Origin of the sequence: Nocardiopsis flavescens (genome assembly GCF_900141985.1) — a bacterium.
Lineage (GTDB): Bacteria > Actinomycetota > Actinomycetes > Streptosporangiales > Streptosporangiaceae > Nocardiopsis > Nocardiopsis flavescens.
In genome coordinates this window covers 335,342-350,713 of the sequence record NZ_FQZK01000004.1, presented here as the reverse complement: position 1 = coordinate 350,713, position 15,372 = coordinate 335,342, and the positions used below count along the sequence as shown (strand labels likewise).

General features: G+C 70.3%; 12 protein-coding genes and 1 tRNA gene. 8 read left to right on the top strand and 5 right to left on the bottom strand.

The window, feature by feature from the left end; translation table 11 throughout:
• Positions 1 to 126: 126 nt before the first annotated feature.
• Positions 127 to 1,560 carry a pyruvate kinase gene (pyk, locus tag BUE45_RS10460; RefSeq protein WP_073378183.1) on the top strand — a complete coding sequence of 478 codons (1,434 nt, stop codon included), beginning with the start codon at positions 127 to 129 and terminating at the stop codon, positions 1,558 to 1,560.
• 73 nt (positions 1,561 to 1,633) lie between these two features.
• Here the strand turns inward: pyk and BUE45_RS10455 are convergent, their stop codons facing one another.
• The gene (locus BUE45_RS10455; RefSeq protein WP_073378181.1) at positions 1,634 to 2,593 is read right to left on the bottom strand and encodes a DUF1266 domain-containing protein; all 960 of its coding nucleotides are present in this window, start codon (positions 2,591 to 2,593) and stop codon (positions 1,634 to 1,636) included.
• 310 nt (positions 2,594 to 2,903) lie between these two features.
• On the opposite strand from BUE45_RS10455, the gene BUE45_RS10450 reads away from it, so the two are divergent.
• A complete protein-coding gene (locus BUE45_RS10450) occupies positions 2,904 to 3,482 on the top strand; it encodes a TetR/AcrR family transcriptional regulator (RefSeq protein ID WP_073378178.1) in 579 nt (192 codons plus the stop codon).
• A 35-nt stretch (positions 3,483 to 3,517) separates the two neighbouring features.
• Positions 3,518 to 4,513 carry a type I glyceraldehyde-3-phosphate dehydrogenase gene (gene gap, locus BUE45_RS10445; RefSeq protein ID WP_073378176.1) on the top strand — a complete coding sequence of 332 codons (996 nt, stop codon included), beginning with the start codon at positions 3,518 to 3,520 and terminating at the stop codon, positions 4,511 to 4,513.
• Positions 4,514 to 4,552: 39 nt separating this feature from the next.
• Here gap and BUE45_RS10440 read toward each other — a convergent pair whose 3' ends face one another.
• On the bottom strand, positions 4,553 to 5,347 hold the full coding sequence (locus BUE45_RS10440) for a transcriptional regulator (RefSeq protein ID WP_073378174.1): 795 nt from the start codon (positions 5,345 to 5,347) through the stop codon (positions 4,553 to 4,555).
• Between the two features lie 108 nt (positions 5,348 to 5,455).
• A tRNA-Leu gene (locus tag BUE45_RS10435) sits at positions 5,456 to 5,529 on the bottom strand.
• A 164-nt stretch (positions 5,530 to 5,693) separates the two neighbouring features.
• Between BUE45_RS10435 and BUE45_RS10430 the strand changes: the two genes are divergently transcribed.
• The 5 genes from BUE45_RS10430 (at position 5,694) to BUE45_RS10410 (ending at position 10,853) form a co-directional block, all read left to right on the top strand.
• Positions 5,694 to 6,263 carry an ANTAR domain-containing response regulator gene (locus tag BUE45_RS10430; protein ID WP_073378172.1) on the top strand — a complete coding sequence of 190 codons (570 nt, stop codon included), beginning with the start codon at positions 5,694 to 5,696 and terminating at the stop codon, positions 6,261 to 6,263.
• A gap of 337 nt (positions 6,264 to 6,600) precedes the next feature.
• Positions 6,601 to 8,163, top strand: coding sequence for a branched-chain amino acid ABC transporter permease (locus BUE45_RS10425; RefSeq protein ID WP_073378170.1), 1,563 nt, complete (start codon positions 6,601 to 6,603; stop codon positions 8,161 to 8,163).
• 11 nt (positions 8,164 to 8,174) lie between these two features.
• Positions 8,175 to 9,167: a branched-chain amino acid ABC transporter permease gene (locus tag BUE45_RS10420; RefSeq protein ID WP_073378168.1), complete on the top strand. Its 993-nt coding sequence runs from the start codon at positions 8,175 to 8,177 to the stop codon at positions 9,165 to 9,167.
• Positions 9,157 to 9,990 carry an ABC transporter ATP-binding protein gene (locus BUE45_RS10415; RefSeq protein WP_073378166.1) on the top strand — a complete coding sequence of 278 codons (834 nt, stop codon included), beginning with the start codon at positions 9,157 to 9,159 and terminating at the stop codon, positions 9,988 to 9,990. Before BUE45_RS10420 ends, BUE45_RS10415 begins: the two co-directional genes overlap by 11 nt.
• A gap of 2 nt (positions 9,991 to 9,992) precedes the next feature.
• Complete coding sequence (locus BUE45_RS10410; RefSeq protein ID WP_073378164.1) at positions 9,993 to 10,853, top strand: ABC transporter ATP-binding protein; 861 nt, start codon at positions 9,993 to 9,995, stop codon at positions 10,851 to 10,853.
• 2,340 nt (positions 10,854 to 13,193) lie between these two features.
• On the opposite strand, the gene BUE45_RS10405 is transcribed toward BUE45_RS10410, so the two are convergent.
• Both BUE45_RS10405 and BUE45_RS10400 read right to left on the bottom strand, forming a co-directional pair.
• Complete coding sequence (locus BUE45_RS10405; RefSeq protein ID WP_073378162.1) at positions 13,194 to 14,450, bottom strand: ABC transporter substrate-binding protein; 1,257 nt, start codon at positions 14,448 to 14,450, stop codon at positions 13,194 to 13,196.
• Between the two features lie 415 nt (positions 14,451 to 14,865).
• A complete protein-coding gene (locus BUE45_RS10400; RefSeq protein ID WP_073378160.1) occupies positions 14,866 to 15,294 on the bottom strand; it encodes a hotdog fold thioesterase in 429 nt (142 codons plus the stop codon).
• Positions 15,295 to 15,372 lie beyond the last annotated feature (78 nt).

Here is a 15,372-nt window from a genome sequence, read left to right as displayed (position 1 = left end):
ACCCGCGCGCACACCGCCGGGACACGTTCGTGCACAGCTGCCATTCGTCTTCGCGCAGCCTGAGATACGTCCATTCGCAACCTGGTTTAGACCACTCCATCCCCCGGACGCTCTAAAGTGATACGCGTGACACGTCGAGCAAAGATCGTCGCGACCCTCGGTCCCGCCACCTCGAGCCCGGAGATCCTCCGCAAGCTCGTCCGCGCCGGACTGGACGTCGCCCGACTCAACCTCAGCCACGGAACCCACGACGACCACAGCGCCAACCTCGCGAACCTGCGAGCGGCCGCCGAGGACGTCGGACGAGCGGTCGGCGTCCTCGCCGACCTCCAGGGTCCCAAGATCCGCGTCGGGACCTTCCCCGACGGCCCCGTCGAACTCAACGTCGGTGACGAGTTCACCATCACCACCGACGACGTCCCCGGAGACGCCACCCGCGTCTCCACCACCTACAAGGGCCTCCCCGGCGACGTCCGCCCCGGCGACCGCGTCCTCATCGACGACGGCCGCGTCGTGCTGGAGTGCACCAAGGCCACCGGCACCGACGTCCACACCCGGGTCATCTACGGGGGGACCGTCTCCAACCACAAGGGCCTCAACCTCCCCGGTGTGGCCGTCAGCGTCCCGGCCCTCACCGAGAAGGACGAGGAGGACCTGCGCTGGGCCCTGCGCAACCGGGTCGACATGGTCGCCCTCTCCTTCGTGCGCAGCCCCGCCGACGCCGAGGAGTGCCACCGCATCATGGACGAGGAGGGCCTCACGGTCCCCCTCATCGCCAAGGTCGAGAAGCCCCAGGCGGTCGAGCGCCTCCAGGACATCATCGAGGTCTTCGACGCCGTCATGGTCGCCCGCGGCGACCTCGGGGTCGAACTCCCCCTGGAGAACGTCCCCATGGTGCAGAAGCGCGCCGTGGAGCGCTGCCGCGACAAGGCCAAGCCGGTCATCGTCGCCACGCAGATGCTCGAATCCATGATCGGAGCGCCCCGGCCCACCCGCGCCGAGACCTCCGACGTGGCCAACGCGGTCCTCGACGGCGCGGACGCGGTCATGCTCTCCGGAGAGACCAGCGTCGGCCAGTACCCCGTCGAGACCGTCGAGACCATGGCGCGCATCATCTGCGCGGCCGAGCAGGAGTCCCTCCGCGCCTCGCACATCCTCAACCGGGTGCCCGAGACCACCGGCGGGGCCATCGCCCGCGCCGCCGCGGAGATCGGCGCCACCATCGGCGCCAAGGCCCTGGTCGCCTTCACGATGTCCGGCGAGACCGCCCGCCGCCTGGCGCGCTACCGCTCGCCCATCCCGCTGCTGGCGTTCACGACGGAGACCGCCACCCGCGGCCGCCTGTCGCTGACCTGGGGCGTGGAGACCAACCTCGTCCCCTGGGTCGACAACACCGACGACATGGTGCGCCAGGTCGAGAGCGAGCTGCTCCGGCTCGGCGACTACACCAAGGGCGACAAGGTCGTCATCGTGGCGGGCAGCCCGCCCGGGACCACCGGTTCCACCAACTCCCTGCGCGTCCACCGCCTCGGCGACACCGTCGCCCTGGACGGAAGCTGACGCCGAAACCGTCCGGTTGCCGGTCCGGGGCGTATGAGCCGCGCCCGCGGACCGGGACCGGACCCGGAGCCGGTCAGCGGTGGGTCTCCTGCTCCTGGCCGCCCGTCTCGGGCAGCACCCGCTCCAGCGGCATGTCCCACGGCAGCAGGTTCCACGGGCTGCGCGTGTCCTCGGTCAGCAGGCCCAGGGCCGCCCACACCCGGTCGGTGCCCCCGTGGTCGCCCTCCACGCCCTTCTCCGGCCACAGCAGGTACCCCGCGTGGAACGCCATCGACAGCTGCTGCCACGACGAGTAGCGGCGCTGGAGGTCGGAGGCGACCCGGCGCAGCGTCGTCTGCGACTCCACCGGGCTCAGCCAGTCCAAGGTGGCGCCCCCGCACACCAGCCGGATCACGTGCACCGACTTCCACCACTGGTAGGCGCCGATGATCACGGTCTCGTCGCCCTCGGCGACCCCGGTCACCATGCGCAGCCGCCCCACCTGCTCCGGCGTCAGCCGCACCTGCTCCCCGGTGGAGTGGCCGCCCTGCTCGCGCGGCAGCCGCGAGCGCGCCACCCCGGCGGCCAGGTCCACCACCAGGTCCAGGCTCGGCTCCCGGTGCAGCCCGTCCATCTGCCGCTCGATGGCCGCGAGCAGGGACTCGCGGTCCGTCACGTCCCACTGCCGCTCCAGCAGCCGCCGGTACTGGCGGCGCAGCGTCGGGCGGGCCACCACGTCCCAGGGCTCGGCCAGCGCCACCCGGAACGGCGCGGCGGCCGCGGCCGCCCAGCGCTCGGTGCTCAACGGGGCGTCGGCGTCCCGGGTGCGCAGCGCGGGGGACTCGCGCGACCCCAGCACCAGCTCCACGAAGGAGCCCGCGGCCAGGGCCGCGGCGGGCAGGAAGGCCCAGCCGGGGGCCAGTGCGACCAGGACGACGACCAGCAGGGCGACCGGTGTCAGCAGCCAGGGGCGACGCCGGCCGGACCCCCAGGCCACCACGACCCAGGCCCCGATCACCAGTGCGCCGAACACTCCGGCCGCCACGGTCAGCACCCGCTGCTCCTCTCCTGAGAACCCGCCTCCGATTCTCAAGGATCATCGAATCCGGCCTGCGGCGGGGACCGAACCCACGGGTTGTATTCAGGTTGTGGCCGTGATGTGACCGGTTGGCCCCGCCTTGCCCGGGCATGAAGTGACAAAAGGCCCTTTTTATGCCGAACCGGCCGGGTAGTTACATCCGTTCCGCCCAACCAGAACCGCCCACCCGACCCACCGCCCCCCAAACCGACACCGCCCCACCCGGCCGCGAACACACGGGGACCCGCACGACCGCTCTGTACATACCAGTTGTTACAGTGACCGCATGAGCTCACGCGCACAACTGACGGACGCCATGGCCGAACTCCTCTGGGAACGCGGCTACGCCGCCACCAGCCCCCGCGACGTCATGTCCCGCGCCGGCGTCGGCCAGGGCAGCATGTACCACCACTTCACCGGCAAACACCAGCTCGCCGTCGAAGCGCTCACCGCCGTCGCCCGGGACATGACCGCCGCCGCCTCCCCCCTCGACGGCGACGGCTCCCCCCTCGAACGCATGAAGCGCTACCTCGCGCTCCCGCGCCCCGGCACCCTCGGATGCCGCGTCGGCCGCATGACCCAGGACCCCCAGGCCGTCACCGACCCCGAACTCCGCACCGTCGTCGCCACCGCCTTCGACACCATGCTCGACCGCTGGGAACACGCCATCACCGACGCCGTCGCCGCGGGCGAACTCCCCGCCGACACCGACCCCGGCGACCTCGCCCGCACCCTGGCCGCCGTCATCCAGGGCGGCTACGTGCTCGCCCGCGCCCGCGGCGAACAGCAGCCCATGGACGCCGCCGTCCGCGGCGCCCTCGCCCTCCTCGACGCCGCCCGCACCGCCGCCCGCGGCGAACACTGACCCCGCCACCCCCCACCACAGGAAGAGGCACACCCATGACCGTCCGCATCGGGATCAACGGCTTCGGCCGCATCGGCCGCGCCTACCTGCGCGCCGCCCTGCGCAGCGGAGCCGACGTACAGGTCGTCGCCGTCAACGACCTCACCGACGCCGCCACCCTGGCCGCACTCCTGGAATGGGACTCCGTCCACGGCCGCCTGCCCGGAGTACGCGCCGACGGCGACACCCTCCTCCTGGACCGGGCCCGCATCCGCGTCACCTCCGAGCGCGAACCCGACCGCATCCCCTGGGGCGAGGAGCGCGTCGACGTCGTCATCGAGTCGACCGGCCTGTTCACCACCGCGGCCGCGGCACGCCGCCACCTCGCCGCCGGAGCCCGCAAGGTCCTCATCTCCGCCCCCGCCGACCACGAGGTCCCCGCCCTCGTCCTGGGCGTCAACGACCACGCGGTCGACATGACCGGCGACGTCTTCTCCAACGGCTCCTGCACCACCAACTGCCTCGCCCCCATGGCCAAGGTCCTGCACGAGGCGTTCGGCGTCGAGACCGGCCTCATGACCACCGTCCACGCCTACACCGGTGACCAGCGCCTCCACGACGCCCCGCACGGCGACCCGCGACGGGCCCGCGCCGCCGCCCTGTCCACGATCCCCACCTCCTCCGGCGCCGCGGCCACCATCGGCCGGATCATCCCCGAACTCGACGGCAGGCTCACCGGCCTCTCCCTGCGCGTGCCCGTCCCCGTCGGGTCCATCACCGACCTCACCGCCCGCCTCTCCCGGCCGGCCACCGCCGAGGAGGTCAACGCCGCCTTCCGCCGCGCCGCCGAGGACCCGGCGATGTCGGCGTACCTGTCCTACTCGGAGGCGCCCCTGGTCTCGGCCGACATCGTCGGCGACCCCCACTCCGCGGTCTTCGACGCGCCCCTCACCCAGGCCGTGGGGGACCAGGTCAAGGTCTTCGCCTGGTACGACAACGAGTGGGGCTTCGCGAACCGCCTGGTGGAGCTGTCCGGGCGCATCGGCGCGTAGGCCCTCCGGGGGCCCGGGCAGCCGAGCCCGGGCCCACCGCTAGCCCTTGGCCCCCACGAACTCATCGAGCCGCGCGACGGCGTCCCTCCGGGCGACCGACACGGTGATCCTGTCCTGGTGCGGGGGGCGCCGCTGCACCCGTTCCGTCCAGGGGACGCCCAGGAGGTCGAGGGCGTCGGTCATGAGGTTCACGATGTCCCGGGATGCGTTGACGAAGTCGTAGCGGGGGTACTCGTAGTACTTCCAGCCCCGTGGCGTGCGCTGGCGCACCCGGTTGACGCCGCGCCAGCCGTCGGAGTGCATGAGGCCCCGGACGAACTTCTCGGGGTGGGCGTCCACGATCTCCCGCTGCCAGGGTTCGAGGATGATCCGGCGGGTGTGTTTCCTTCCAGGGCCGTGCTGGGGGAAGACGCAGCGCCAGTGTTTGGATGCCGCCTTGACCTCGGTAGAGCCCTGGCGTTGGACGCGGTACACCTTCACGGGGAAGACCTGGGCGAGGGCCTGTGCACATTCGCTCATCAGTTCAGGCCAAGCGTCGGCGCACAAGATCGCCAAATAGTCGACTCCGTTGCGGATCCGACCGATGTAGCCGTCGCCGAGGTACAGCCCGAGCAGGTAGGCGTAGGCTTCTGGAGCCAGGTGACCACTGCTGCACTTGGGGCAGCAGGACGTGCGATCCCGGCGGCGGGCTTCGACGTCGGCACCCCGGCGCCGTCCGTAGCGCCAGTGCCTGACCGTCCATAGGGAGACCCCACAGGCGTTGGCGACGGCCCGGTCGCTGTGCCCCTGGGAGTGGAGGTGGAGGGCTTTGTCGACGACTTCGCGTGAGTACATGCTGTGAATGCTTGCTCACACCTGCGACATCCCCTTGGTGTCCATGCAGGTCAGGGTGTTATGTCTGAAATGAAGAAAGCCGCCCGATGGGCGGCTTTCGTTTGCTTGTGCCCTGAGTGGGATTCGAACCCACACTGTAACGGGTTTGAGCCGTTTTCCTCTGCCTGTTGGGATATCAGGGCGCTTGGGGCTTATGTCCGGTTTGGCTTCACGGTAGTCCCTATGCAGGGGACCGGCGGCGAGGGGCCAACAGTGATGTCACGATTGGCCAGCATTGCCGGGTCCGACGATCAGCATCCTATCGGATCTCGGTAACCTCATGTACGTGACGAGGACGCAGAGCCGCGTGGTGATCGCGGAAGACGAGGCCCTGATCCGCCTGGACCTCAAGGAGATGCTCGAAGAGGACGGCTACGCCGTCGTCGGTGAGGCCGGGGACGGGGAGACCGCCATCCGGCTCGCTCGCGAGCTCAAGCCGGACCTGGTGATCACCGACATCAAGATGCCCGTGCTCGACGGCCTCTCGGCCGCCGAGCGGATCGCCGGGGAGCGGATCGCCCCCGTGGTGATCCTGACGGCGTTCTCCCAGCGCGAGCTGGTGGAGCGGGCGCGCGACGCGGGGGCCATGGCCTACCTGGTGAAACCGTTCAGCAAGGCCGACCTGGTGCCCGCCATCGAGATGGCGACCTCCCGGTACGCCGAGCTGGCGGCGCTGGAGGCCGAGGTCGGCAGCCTCCAGGAGCGGCTGGAGACGCGCAAGCTGGTGGAGCAGGCCAAGGGCCTGCTCCAGAGCCGGCACGGCATGAGCGAGCCCGAGGCGTTCCGGTGGATCCAGAAGAACTCCATGGACCGCCGCTTGACGATGCGCAGGGTGGCGGAGACGGTCGTGGAGACCCTGGGGGGCAAGCAGGCCTAACGATCCACTCGCAGGCGGACTGAACAGGGGTCGCACCCGGAGGGTGCGGCCCCTTCGTCATGCGTTCGTCATGTCGGGGCGCGCACGAAACGCGTGGGAAATGTGCAGATCGATCACTCAGAGCGTGGGAAACGAGACAGGCGTCTAGCGTCAAGGGGGGTTTCGTGACGGTTGGGTCTCGTTTCTGAACGATGGGGTGACATTTGGGTCACGTGGTTTAAGCGAAGCTGAATGACCAGCCTAAACCGGGCTAAACTCACCGCACCGAACAGCAATGGACAGCGGTGTCGAATGCGCGCATACGGCACCGCCACCCTCAGATGCGCAAGGAGCGCGCGTGCGCACACGCCTCGTGACCGTGCTGCTCGCCCTGATCACCGCCATCCTGGTGATCCCCGGGCCGGCGGCGACGGCGGACGAACAGGGCGGTGAAACGCTGCAGGGTCAGATCCGCAACCCGGACGACCGGGATCAGGGTGTCGAAGGCATCACGATCCAGGTGTTCGACGGTGAGGACGAGACCGGTGCGGCGGAGACCGACCCTGAAGGAAATTGGGTGGTGGAGCTGCCCGGACCGGGCACCTACCGCGTCGTGGTGGACCAGGATTCGGTCCCCGCAGAGTTCGCCGTGCGAGAGACGGCCATTCTCGTCGACGGAGAGACCGAGGTGGAGGTGGAGGCGGGCGACCAGCGCCCGCTGATCATCGCCCTGGAGTCCGCGGGCGGAGGTGACGAACCGTCCGGGACGCAGTCCCCGTCCGACGCGGACTCGGAGACCCCCGAAGACGGGGACGCCGCCTCGGAAGAGGGCGACGTGGCCCCCGCCTCGGGCGGAACCTTCGGCAGCCGGTTCATCCAGCTGACCGCGGCCGGCCTCCTCTTCGGCCTGGTGATCGCGATCTCGGCGATCGGCCTGTCGCTGATCTTCGGCTCGACCAAGATGATCAACTTCGCCCACGGCGACATGGTCACCTTCGGCGCCATGGTCGCCCTGGTGTTCAGCAGCGGCGCGGCCGGCATGGGCAACTCCCTGCTCGCGATCTTCGCGGGCCTGGGGGGCGCGATCCTCATCGGCGCCCTCCTGGAGACCCGGCTGTCGCGCACCGCCCTGATCGTGGCCCAGTGGTCGTCGATCGTCGCGGGCATCGCGCTGGCCACCGTGCTCGGCGTGCTGGGCGACGCGGTCGGCTGGAAGGTCCCCCTGTGGATCGCGGCGGGCATCGCCGTGGTCATGGGCGCCGTGCTCGGCGCCTCCATGGAGCGGTACCTGTGGCGCCCGCTGCGCCGCCGCCACGTGGCGCTGATCCAGATGTTCATCGTGTCGATCGGTCTGGCGCTGATCCTGCGCCACGTGATCCTGGTGCTGTTCGGCGCCGACCGCAGCCGGTACGCCGGCTTCCAGATCCAGGAGGTGGTGCGCCTGGGGCCGATCGCGATGCCCCCGCGCGACCTGGTGATCATGGGCGTGGCGGTCGTGGTCCTGGTCCTGGTGGCGTGCCTGCTCCAGTTCACCCGGATCGGCAAGGCGATGCGCGCGGTGTCGGACAACCGGGACCTGGCGGAGTCGTCGGGTATCGACGTGGACCGGGTCACCCTGTACGTGTGGGGCCTGGGCGGCGGTCTGGCGGCCCTGGGCGGCGTCCTGTACGGCCTCAACCAGGTCGTGCAGTACGAGATGGGCTTCCGCCTGCTGCTGATGATGTTCGCGGCGGTGATCCTGGGCGGCCTGGGCACGGCCTACGGCGCGATGGTCGGCGGTATCGCCGTCGGCCTGGTCGCGATGCTGTCCACCCTGTGGTTCCCGTCGCAGCTGATGCAGGCGTGGGCCCTGGCTTTGATGATCCTCATGCTGCTGTTCAGGCCCCAGGGCCTGCTCGGCCGCGCTGAGCGGGTCGGCTAGGAGAGAAGACGATGGACATCCTTTCTATCCTGGTCGAGTCGGTCCGGTCGGCCCTCGGCCCGATCGCGGCGATCTACGCGCTGGCGGCCATCGGCCTGAACCTGCACTTCGGGTACACGGGTCTGCTGAACTTCGGCCAGGTCGGCTTCATGCTGGTGGGCGCGTACGGCGTCGGTATCAGCGTGTCGGTGTTCGGGCTGCCGCTGTTCGTCGGTTTCGGTGTGGGCCTGCTGTGCGCGCTGGTGCTGGCGCTGCTGCTGGGCATCCCGACCCTGCGCCTGCGGGCGGACTACCTGTCGATCACGACGATCGCGGCGGCGGAAGTGCTCCGGCTGGTCTACCGGGCGGGGTTCGCCGAGCCGCTGACCGGCGGCGTGTACGGGCTCCAGAACCTGGCGGGCGACTTCCGCGCGCTGAACCCGTTCGATCCCGGCGGCCGGTACGGGATCGGCGACCTGACGTACACGGGCGCCCACCTGTGGACGATGGTGGTCACCTGGTCCCTGGTGCTGTTGATGGTGGGGCTGACGTGGCTGCTCATCCACAGCCCGTGGGGCCGTGTGATCAAGGGCATCCGCGAGGACGAGGACGCGGTCCGCAGCCTGGGCAAGAACGTGTTCGCGTACAAGATGCAGATCCTGGTGCTGGGCGGCCTGATCGGCGCCCTGGCGGGCTGCATGATGGCGGTGCACCAGGCGTCGATCCAGCCGGACCAGTTCAAGCCGCAGGTGACGTTCTTCCTGTGGGCGATCCTGCTGCTGGGCGGTGCGGGCCGGGTGTTCGGCCCGGTCATCGGGGCGATGACGTTCTGGTTCCTGATGAACTTCACGGACGGCCTGCTCAAGTACCTGGGCCGGGACCTGGGGCTGATGCCCTTCCTGGACGGCCCGGACTACGGTGCGCTCCAGCTGGCGTTCGCGGGTCTGCTGCTGGTGCTGCTGATCGTGTTCCGTCCACAGGGCCTGATCGGGGACCGCAAGGAGATGCTGATCAATGTCAAGTGACGAGACGGTGGTCGACCGGATGTCGGACGCCGAGACGGTGCCGGGGTCCAAGAAGGCCGATCCGATCCTGGTGGTCGACGACGTGCGGCGCTCCTTCGGCGGTCTGACCGCCGTGGACGTGGGGCACCTGGAGGTGCAGCGCGGGACGATCACGGCGCTGATCGGCCCGAACGGCGCCGGCAAGTCGACCCTGTTCAACCTGTTGACCGGTTTCGACCGGGTGGACAAGGGGACGTGGTCGTTCCAGGGGCGCACGATCAGCGGCAAGCGCGGTCACCAGGTGGCGCGGGCCGGGATGGTGCGCACGTTCCAGCTGACCAAGGCGCTGACCCGGCTCACGGTGCTCGACAACATGCTGCTGGGTGCCAAGGGGCAGGCGGGCGAGCGCATGGCGGGCGCGTTCGCGCGGCCGCTGTGGAAGCGCCAGGAGAAGGCCAACACCGAGCGGGCGATGGAGCTGCTGGAGCGCTTCAAGCTCATCGCCAAGCGCGACGACATGGCCGGGTCCCTGTCGGGCGGCCAGCGCAAGCTGCTGGAGATGGCGCGGGCGCTCATGACGGACCCGGACATGATCATGCTGGACGAGCCGATGGCGGGGGTGAACCCGGCGCTGGTGCAGTCGCTGCTGGGCCACATCACGTCGTTGCGCGACGAGGGCAAGACGGTCCTGTTCGTGGAGCACGACATGGACGTGATCATGGGCATCAGCGACTGGATCGTGGTGCTCGCGCAGGGCCAGGTCATCGCCGAGGGGCGCCCGTCGGACATCCGCTCGAACCAGCAGGTCATCGATGCCTACCTGGGTTCCCGCGAGGAGGACTGAGCATGAGTGAGAACGGGGACCTGAAGCCGGACCTGGAGGAGATCCCGGAGTCGGCGGAGGAGGCCGTGGTCGCGCAGGAGCACCGTGAGGAGCTGCTGGAGCAGGCCATGGAGGAGTCCGTGGAGGTGGGTGCTCCGGAGGACTACCTGGTGCTGGCCAAGGAGCTGGTGGCCGGGTACGTGCCCGGGGTGAACATCCTGAACGGGTGCACCCTGACGTTGACCGAGGGCGAGGTCGTGGCCATCATCGGCCCGAACGGCGCCGGGAAGTCGACGCTGATCAAGACGATCTTCGGGCTGATCCCGGTCCGGGAGGGCGGGCTGACGCTGCGGGGTACGAGCATCGCGGGCCTGCCGGCGCACAGCCTGGTGGAGCGCGGTGTGGGGTACGTCCCGCAGACGCAGAACGTGTTCCCGTCGCTGACGATCGAGGAGAACCTCCAGATGGGGGCCTACCTGCGGCCGAAGGCGTTCGCGGAGCGGTTCGCGTTCGTGGCGGGGCTGTTCCCGCTGCTGGGGGAGCGCCGCCGGGCCAAGGCGGGGTCGCTGTCGGGCGGTGAGCGCCAGATGGTGGCGATGGGCCGGGCGCTGATGATGGACCCGTCCGTGCTGCTGCTGGACGAGCCGACGGCGGGCCTGTCGCCGCTGTACCAGGAAGAGGTCTTCAAGCGGGTCAAGCAGGTGAACGAGGCCGGTGTCTCGGTCATCATGGTGGAGCAGAACGCCCGCCGCTGCCTGCAGATCTGCGACCGCGGGTACGTGCTGGACCAGGGGCGCAACGCGTACACGGGTACGGGTGCGGACCTGCTGAACGACCCGAACGTCATCGAGCTGTACCTGGGGACGCTCGGCAAGAAGGACTGACCGGGGGCGGTGACCCCTGACGGGGGCGGGGCCGGCGGCCCCGCCCTTCGTGTTGCGTGGTGGTGGTCCCCGGCGGGGAGGGGCACCCGGCCCGTGCCGGTCGGCGGACCGGGGCCTTGGCCACGTGGTTTTCCACCCGACCGGGGCGCCCGGCCCCAGCGGGAGGGTGTCGCTCCCACCCCAGGTTGCGGGGGTGAGAGCTCGACCGGAGTTCTCCAAGAGCTCAGCCATCTGGAAACGGCGGCCAGCGGAGCGTGGACCTGGCCCCGGCGCGGTCGGGGTGCGGCAGAGCGGCGGGCCGGTGCGTTGGGCGCACGTCCACGGTGGTGGGGGTGTGATCCGGGGCTGGGTCGAGCGAGGCGATCCCAGCCCAGACACAGCGGCGGGAGGAATGCCCCCTGCAAAGGACCAGGCGCGCGAGGAGCGGCCCGTACGTAGAGCCCACCCATGCCCTCCCAATGCCATAGGGGGTGAAGCGTGCGCTCTCTCTGGGCCTGAAGCACAGCCGGTCGGCATTGATCGCCACCCCGACTCCCAGGGGTTTCGGTGGGCGTACTCGGCTCCGCAGGCACACGGGGGTGAAGGCCGCGCGCACCTACCGGCCGCGCCACTGGGTGTTGTCCACCCGCCTGGAGCGCTCAGCCGTAGTCGGAGGGTGTCGCGCCCACCTCAGGTCGCGCGGGGTAGGGCCGCGCGTGCCTGCTCGCCTGGCCGCGCGGGGGTGAGGGCGGCGCACACGCGCGGCCTCGGTGCGTTGTGGTGCGGGAGGGTGCTTTGGTGCTGGTTACTGCGTCTGGGGTTGGTGTTCCAAGCGAGGTCGTGAGCAACCGCGCGGCCCCGGTCGGACCCTTCCTCCCTCTCCACGTGGTCGGGCGGGGCAGGCCTCGCCCGGACCCGCCCCCGGAAAGCGCACCCCCACCACCCGGGACGTGCACCCAACACGTCTGCCTGGTGGTCTGCCGTCCGTTGCATCGTGGGGGCGGATCCGGCTCCGCCGGTCTGTGCCTTTCCAAGCGGTGACCGTCTTGGAGACCAAAGGTTCTGGTCGGGCGCGTCCACAGACCGCCCTTCCCAACGGGTGACCGTTCTGGAAGCCTCCACGTCCGTCCCACCCCCTGGGGCGGAGCAGGCGGGAGTGTGCCCCGACACCCCCTGTGGTCGGGCCGAACAAGAGCGCGCGGCCCTACCCCGCGCGGCCTGGTGTGGGAGCGGTGCCCTCCGGCCGTGGCTGGGGGATCCGAGCGGGTGGACGACCCCCGGTGGCGCGGCGGGGCAGGTGCGCGCGGCCCTCAACCCGTGTGGCTGCGGAGGGAAAGTACGCCCTCGTCAACCCCCTGGAGCCGGGGTGGCGATCAATGTTCACCGGCTGTGCTGGAGGCCCGAAGACAGCGCACGCTTCACCCCCACGGCGTTAAAGCGGGTGAACAACCCCCAGCAGCGCGGCGGGCAGGTACCCGCGGCCTTACCCCGCGCGGCCTGAGGTCGGCGTGACGCCCTCCGGCTGTGGCTGAGGGCTCCGGGCGGGTGGACAACCGCCACTGGCTGGGCGGGGTAGGTACGCGCGGCCTTCACCCCCATGCGCCCGGGGAGGGAGGTACGCCCTCGTCAACCCCCTGGAGCCGGGGTGGCGATCAACGCCCACCGGCTGTGCCTCAGGCCCAGAGAGAGCGCACGCTTCACCCCCTACGGCATTAGGAGGGCATGGGTGTGCTCTACGTACGGGCCGCTCCTCGCGCGCCTGGTCCTTTGCAGGGGGCATTCCTCCCGTCTCAAGGGCTGGGGTGGGATCGCCTCGCTCGACCCAGCCCCGGATGACACCCCCGCCACTGAGGATGTGCGCCCAACGCACCGCCCCGCCACGCTGCCGCACCCCGACTGCGCCGGGGCCAGGTCCACGCTCCGCTGGCCGCCGTTTCCAGATGGCCGGGCTTTCGGAGAACTCCGGTCGAGCTCTCACCCCCACGACCTGAGCTGGGAGCGACACCCTCCCGCTGTGGCCGGGGCCGCGGTCCGCCGACCGGTAGGGGCCGGGCGCTCCGGTTCGGAGAGATACCACTGTGGCGCAGGCCCCGGTCCAGCCCCGGGCTGTGGCCGGGCGCCCCGGTTCGGAGAAGAACCACTACGGCGCAGGCCCCGGTCCAGCCCCGGGCCACGGCTCGGCGCCCCAGGCGGGTGGGGAATCACCGCTGCCCAGGCCCCTGCCATCCGGCCGGTGCAGGACGGGGGTACAGCCGGAAGACCGCTGCGGTCCCGCCCCCGCCCGCCTCCGGACGACGAAGCGCCCCGGGACCGCGTCCCGGGGCGCTTCAGGGGATGACCGGTGGGGCCGATCGGGTGGTGCTACTCGTTGACCGAGTACTCCTCGAAGCCGAGGGTCTCGTATCCGTCGTCTCCGAAGTGGAAGACCTGGAAGGTCGCGGAGGTCGGGTCGCCGTTCTCATCGAAGTCGATGTTGCCGCTGACGCCCTGGTAGTTGATCTCCTCGCCGTCCGTGAGCAGGTCACGGCACTCGGCGAAGGTGGTGCACTCGGTGCCCTCGGGGCTGGTCACGTTGGCCAGCTCGCCGACGTAGTCGGCCGGGGTGACGCTGCCCGCGGCCTCGGCGGCCAGGGCGATGGAGATCGCGCAGTCGAAGACCTGCGGGCCGAACTGGAAGGTCTCCAGGTCCGGGGCGAACTCGTTGAGGCCCTCGTCGAACTCCGGGTTGTCCGCGCCCGGGGCGACACCGGTGATGCCGGTGACGATCTCGGGGTCGCTCTCGTTGACGGAGTCGCCCAGCTCGGGGCTGTTGAGGCCGTCGGTGATGTAGAGCTGGTCGCCCTCGGTGCCGGTCTCCAGGAGCTCGGCGATCACCTGGGCGCCCTCCTCGAAGGAGATGAGCGCGACGGCGTCGGCCTCGGCGTCGTTCACGGCGCCGACCACGGACGCGAAGGTGGTGGTGTCGGGGTCGTAGGTCTCGTTGGCCACGACCTCGGCGCCCAGCGCCTCCAGCTCGCTCTCCAGGCCGCCGGCGTAACCCGCGCCGTAGTCGTCCGCGCGGGCGATCACGGCGACGCTCTGGTGGCCGTCCTCGACGATCTTGCGGGCCATGACCGGACCGGACAGCAGGTCGCTGGGCGCGGTGCGGAAGTAGTAGCCGCCGTCGTCGATGTTGGTCAGGTCGGGGGCCGTGTTGGAGCCCGAGCACATGACGATCTGGGAGCCGGTGATGGTGTCGTAGGTCGCCATCGCCATGCCGGAGGCGGCGGTGCCGATGACGGCGTGGACGCCGTCGGACACGAGGGAGTTGGCGGCCTCGTTGGCCTGGGCGGCGTCGCCGGCCTCGTCACCCTCGATGATGGCGGGGACCTCGGTGCCGAGGATGCCGCCGGCCTCGTTGATCTCCTGGATCGCGAACTCGGCCGCGGAGATCTGGGGCGGGCCGAGGAAGGCGAGGCTGCCGGTCTGGGGGTAGAGGATGCCGAACTGGAAGGCGTCGCCGCTGGCGCCGTCGCCGTTCCCGTCGCCACTACCGCCGTCACCGCCGCCGCACGCAGTAAGCCCCAGTACCAGGGCCGCGGTTGCGGCAGTGAGGCCTAGGACCTTCTTGCTTGCCATGATGTGGTCACTCCGTTCAACCGGCGAGCACGCGCTGCCGTGGTGCAGCCGTGCCGGATGATGCTCTTGCGTCCTGATGCCCGCGATGTGTGGCATGACTTAATCGGGTGCGTTAGCGGAGCTTAATCACGGAAGTTCGTTGTTCGAAAGCGGCAAATGCGCGTTGGTGCCGACTCGCCGTCATGCTGTTATGCCTCTGTAGTCATATCCGGCATCAGAGGCGCCTGAGCTGGACGGTCGACGCTTTTGAGTGCGCGCGGGGTGACAAAGTGTCGCGATCGCGTATACAGGAGGGCCCGACCGTCGAGCTTCGGCGGTCGGGCCCGGGAGCCGTCACAGGCTGACTTCACGGTGTTCTGTAGCGTGCCTGTTTCCGGTCGGTCGCCAATGAATGAACTATTCGAACCGTTTTTGCTCAGCCGGTGGGGAGTTCGCGGAGCATGCAGGTGAGCCGGGAGGTGCAGACCTTGCGGTCCCGCTCGTCGGTGATGGTGATGTCCCACGTGGCCAGGGTGCGCCCCAGGTGCACGGGGGTGGCGACGCCGGTCACGTGGCCCTCGGTGGCCGAGCGGTGGTGCGTCGCGTTGATCTCGATGCCGACGGCCACCCGGCCGAACCGCTGCGCGTGCAGGGTCGAGCCGATGGAGCCCAGGGACTCGGCCAGGACGCAGGAGGCGCCGCCGTGCAGCAGGCCGAACGGCTGGGTGTTGCCCTTGACCGGCATGCGGCCGACGACGCGCTCGGCGGAGGCCTCGGTGATCTCGATGCCCATCAGCTCGCCCAGGCCGGCGCTGAGGGAGCCGATGTCCGGCGCGGTCCCCGGGTCCTCGGGTTCGGTCGCCATGGTGTGCCGCCTTTCCGGTGCGGGCCGTGTTCCGGTCGGCCCTGTCGTGCTCGCGTGGCCGCGAAGTGTCCCCGTCGC

What these genes read in the sequence shown, in the direction of transcription:
- BUE45_RS10450 (WP_073378178.1), top strand. Translation starts at nt 2,904, where the DNA reads ATGAGCTCACGCGCACAACTGACGGACGCCATGGCCGAACTCCTCTGG.
- gap (WP_073378176.1), top strand. Translation starts at nt 3,518, where the DNA reads ATGACCGTCCGCATCGGGATCAACGGCTTCGGCCGCATCGGCCGCGCC.
- BUE45_RS10440 (WP_073378174.1), bottom strand. Translation starts at nt 5,347, where the DNA reads ATGTACTCACGCGAAGTCGTCGACAAAGCCCTCCACCTCCACTCCCAG.
- BUE45_RS10420 (WP_073378168.1), top strand. Translation starts at nt 8,175, where the DNA reads ATGGACATCCTTTCTATCCTGGTCGAGTCGGTCCGGTCGGCCCTCGGC.
- BUE45_RS10415 (WP_073378166.1), top strand. Translation starts at nt 9,157, where the DNA reads ATGTCAAGTGACGAGACGGTGGTCGACCGGATGTCGGACGCCGAGACG.
- BUE45_RS10410 (WP_073378164.1), top strand. Translation starts at nt 9,993, where the DNA reads ATGAGTGAGAACGGGGACCTGAAGCCGGACCTGGAGGAGATCCCGGAG.
- BUE45_RS10405 (WP_073378162.1), bottom strand. Translation starts at nt 14,450, where the DNA reads ATGGCAAGCAAGAAGGTCCTAGGCCTCACTGCCGCAACCGCGGCCCTG.
- BUE45_RS10400 (WP_073378160.1), bottom strand. Translation starts at nt 15,294, where the DNA reads ATGGCGACCGAACCCGAGGACCCGGGGACCGCGCCGGACATCGGCTCC.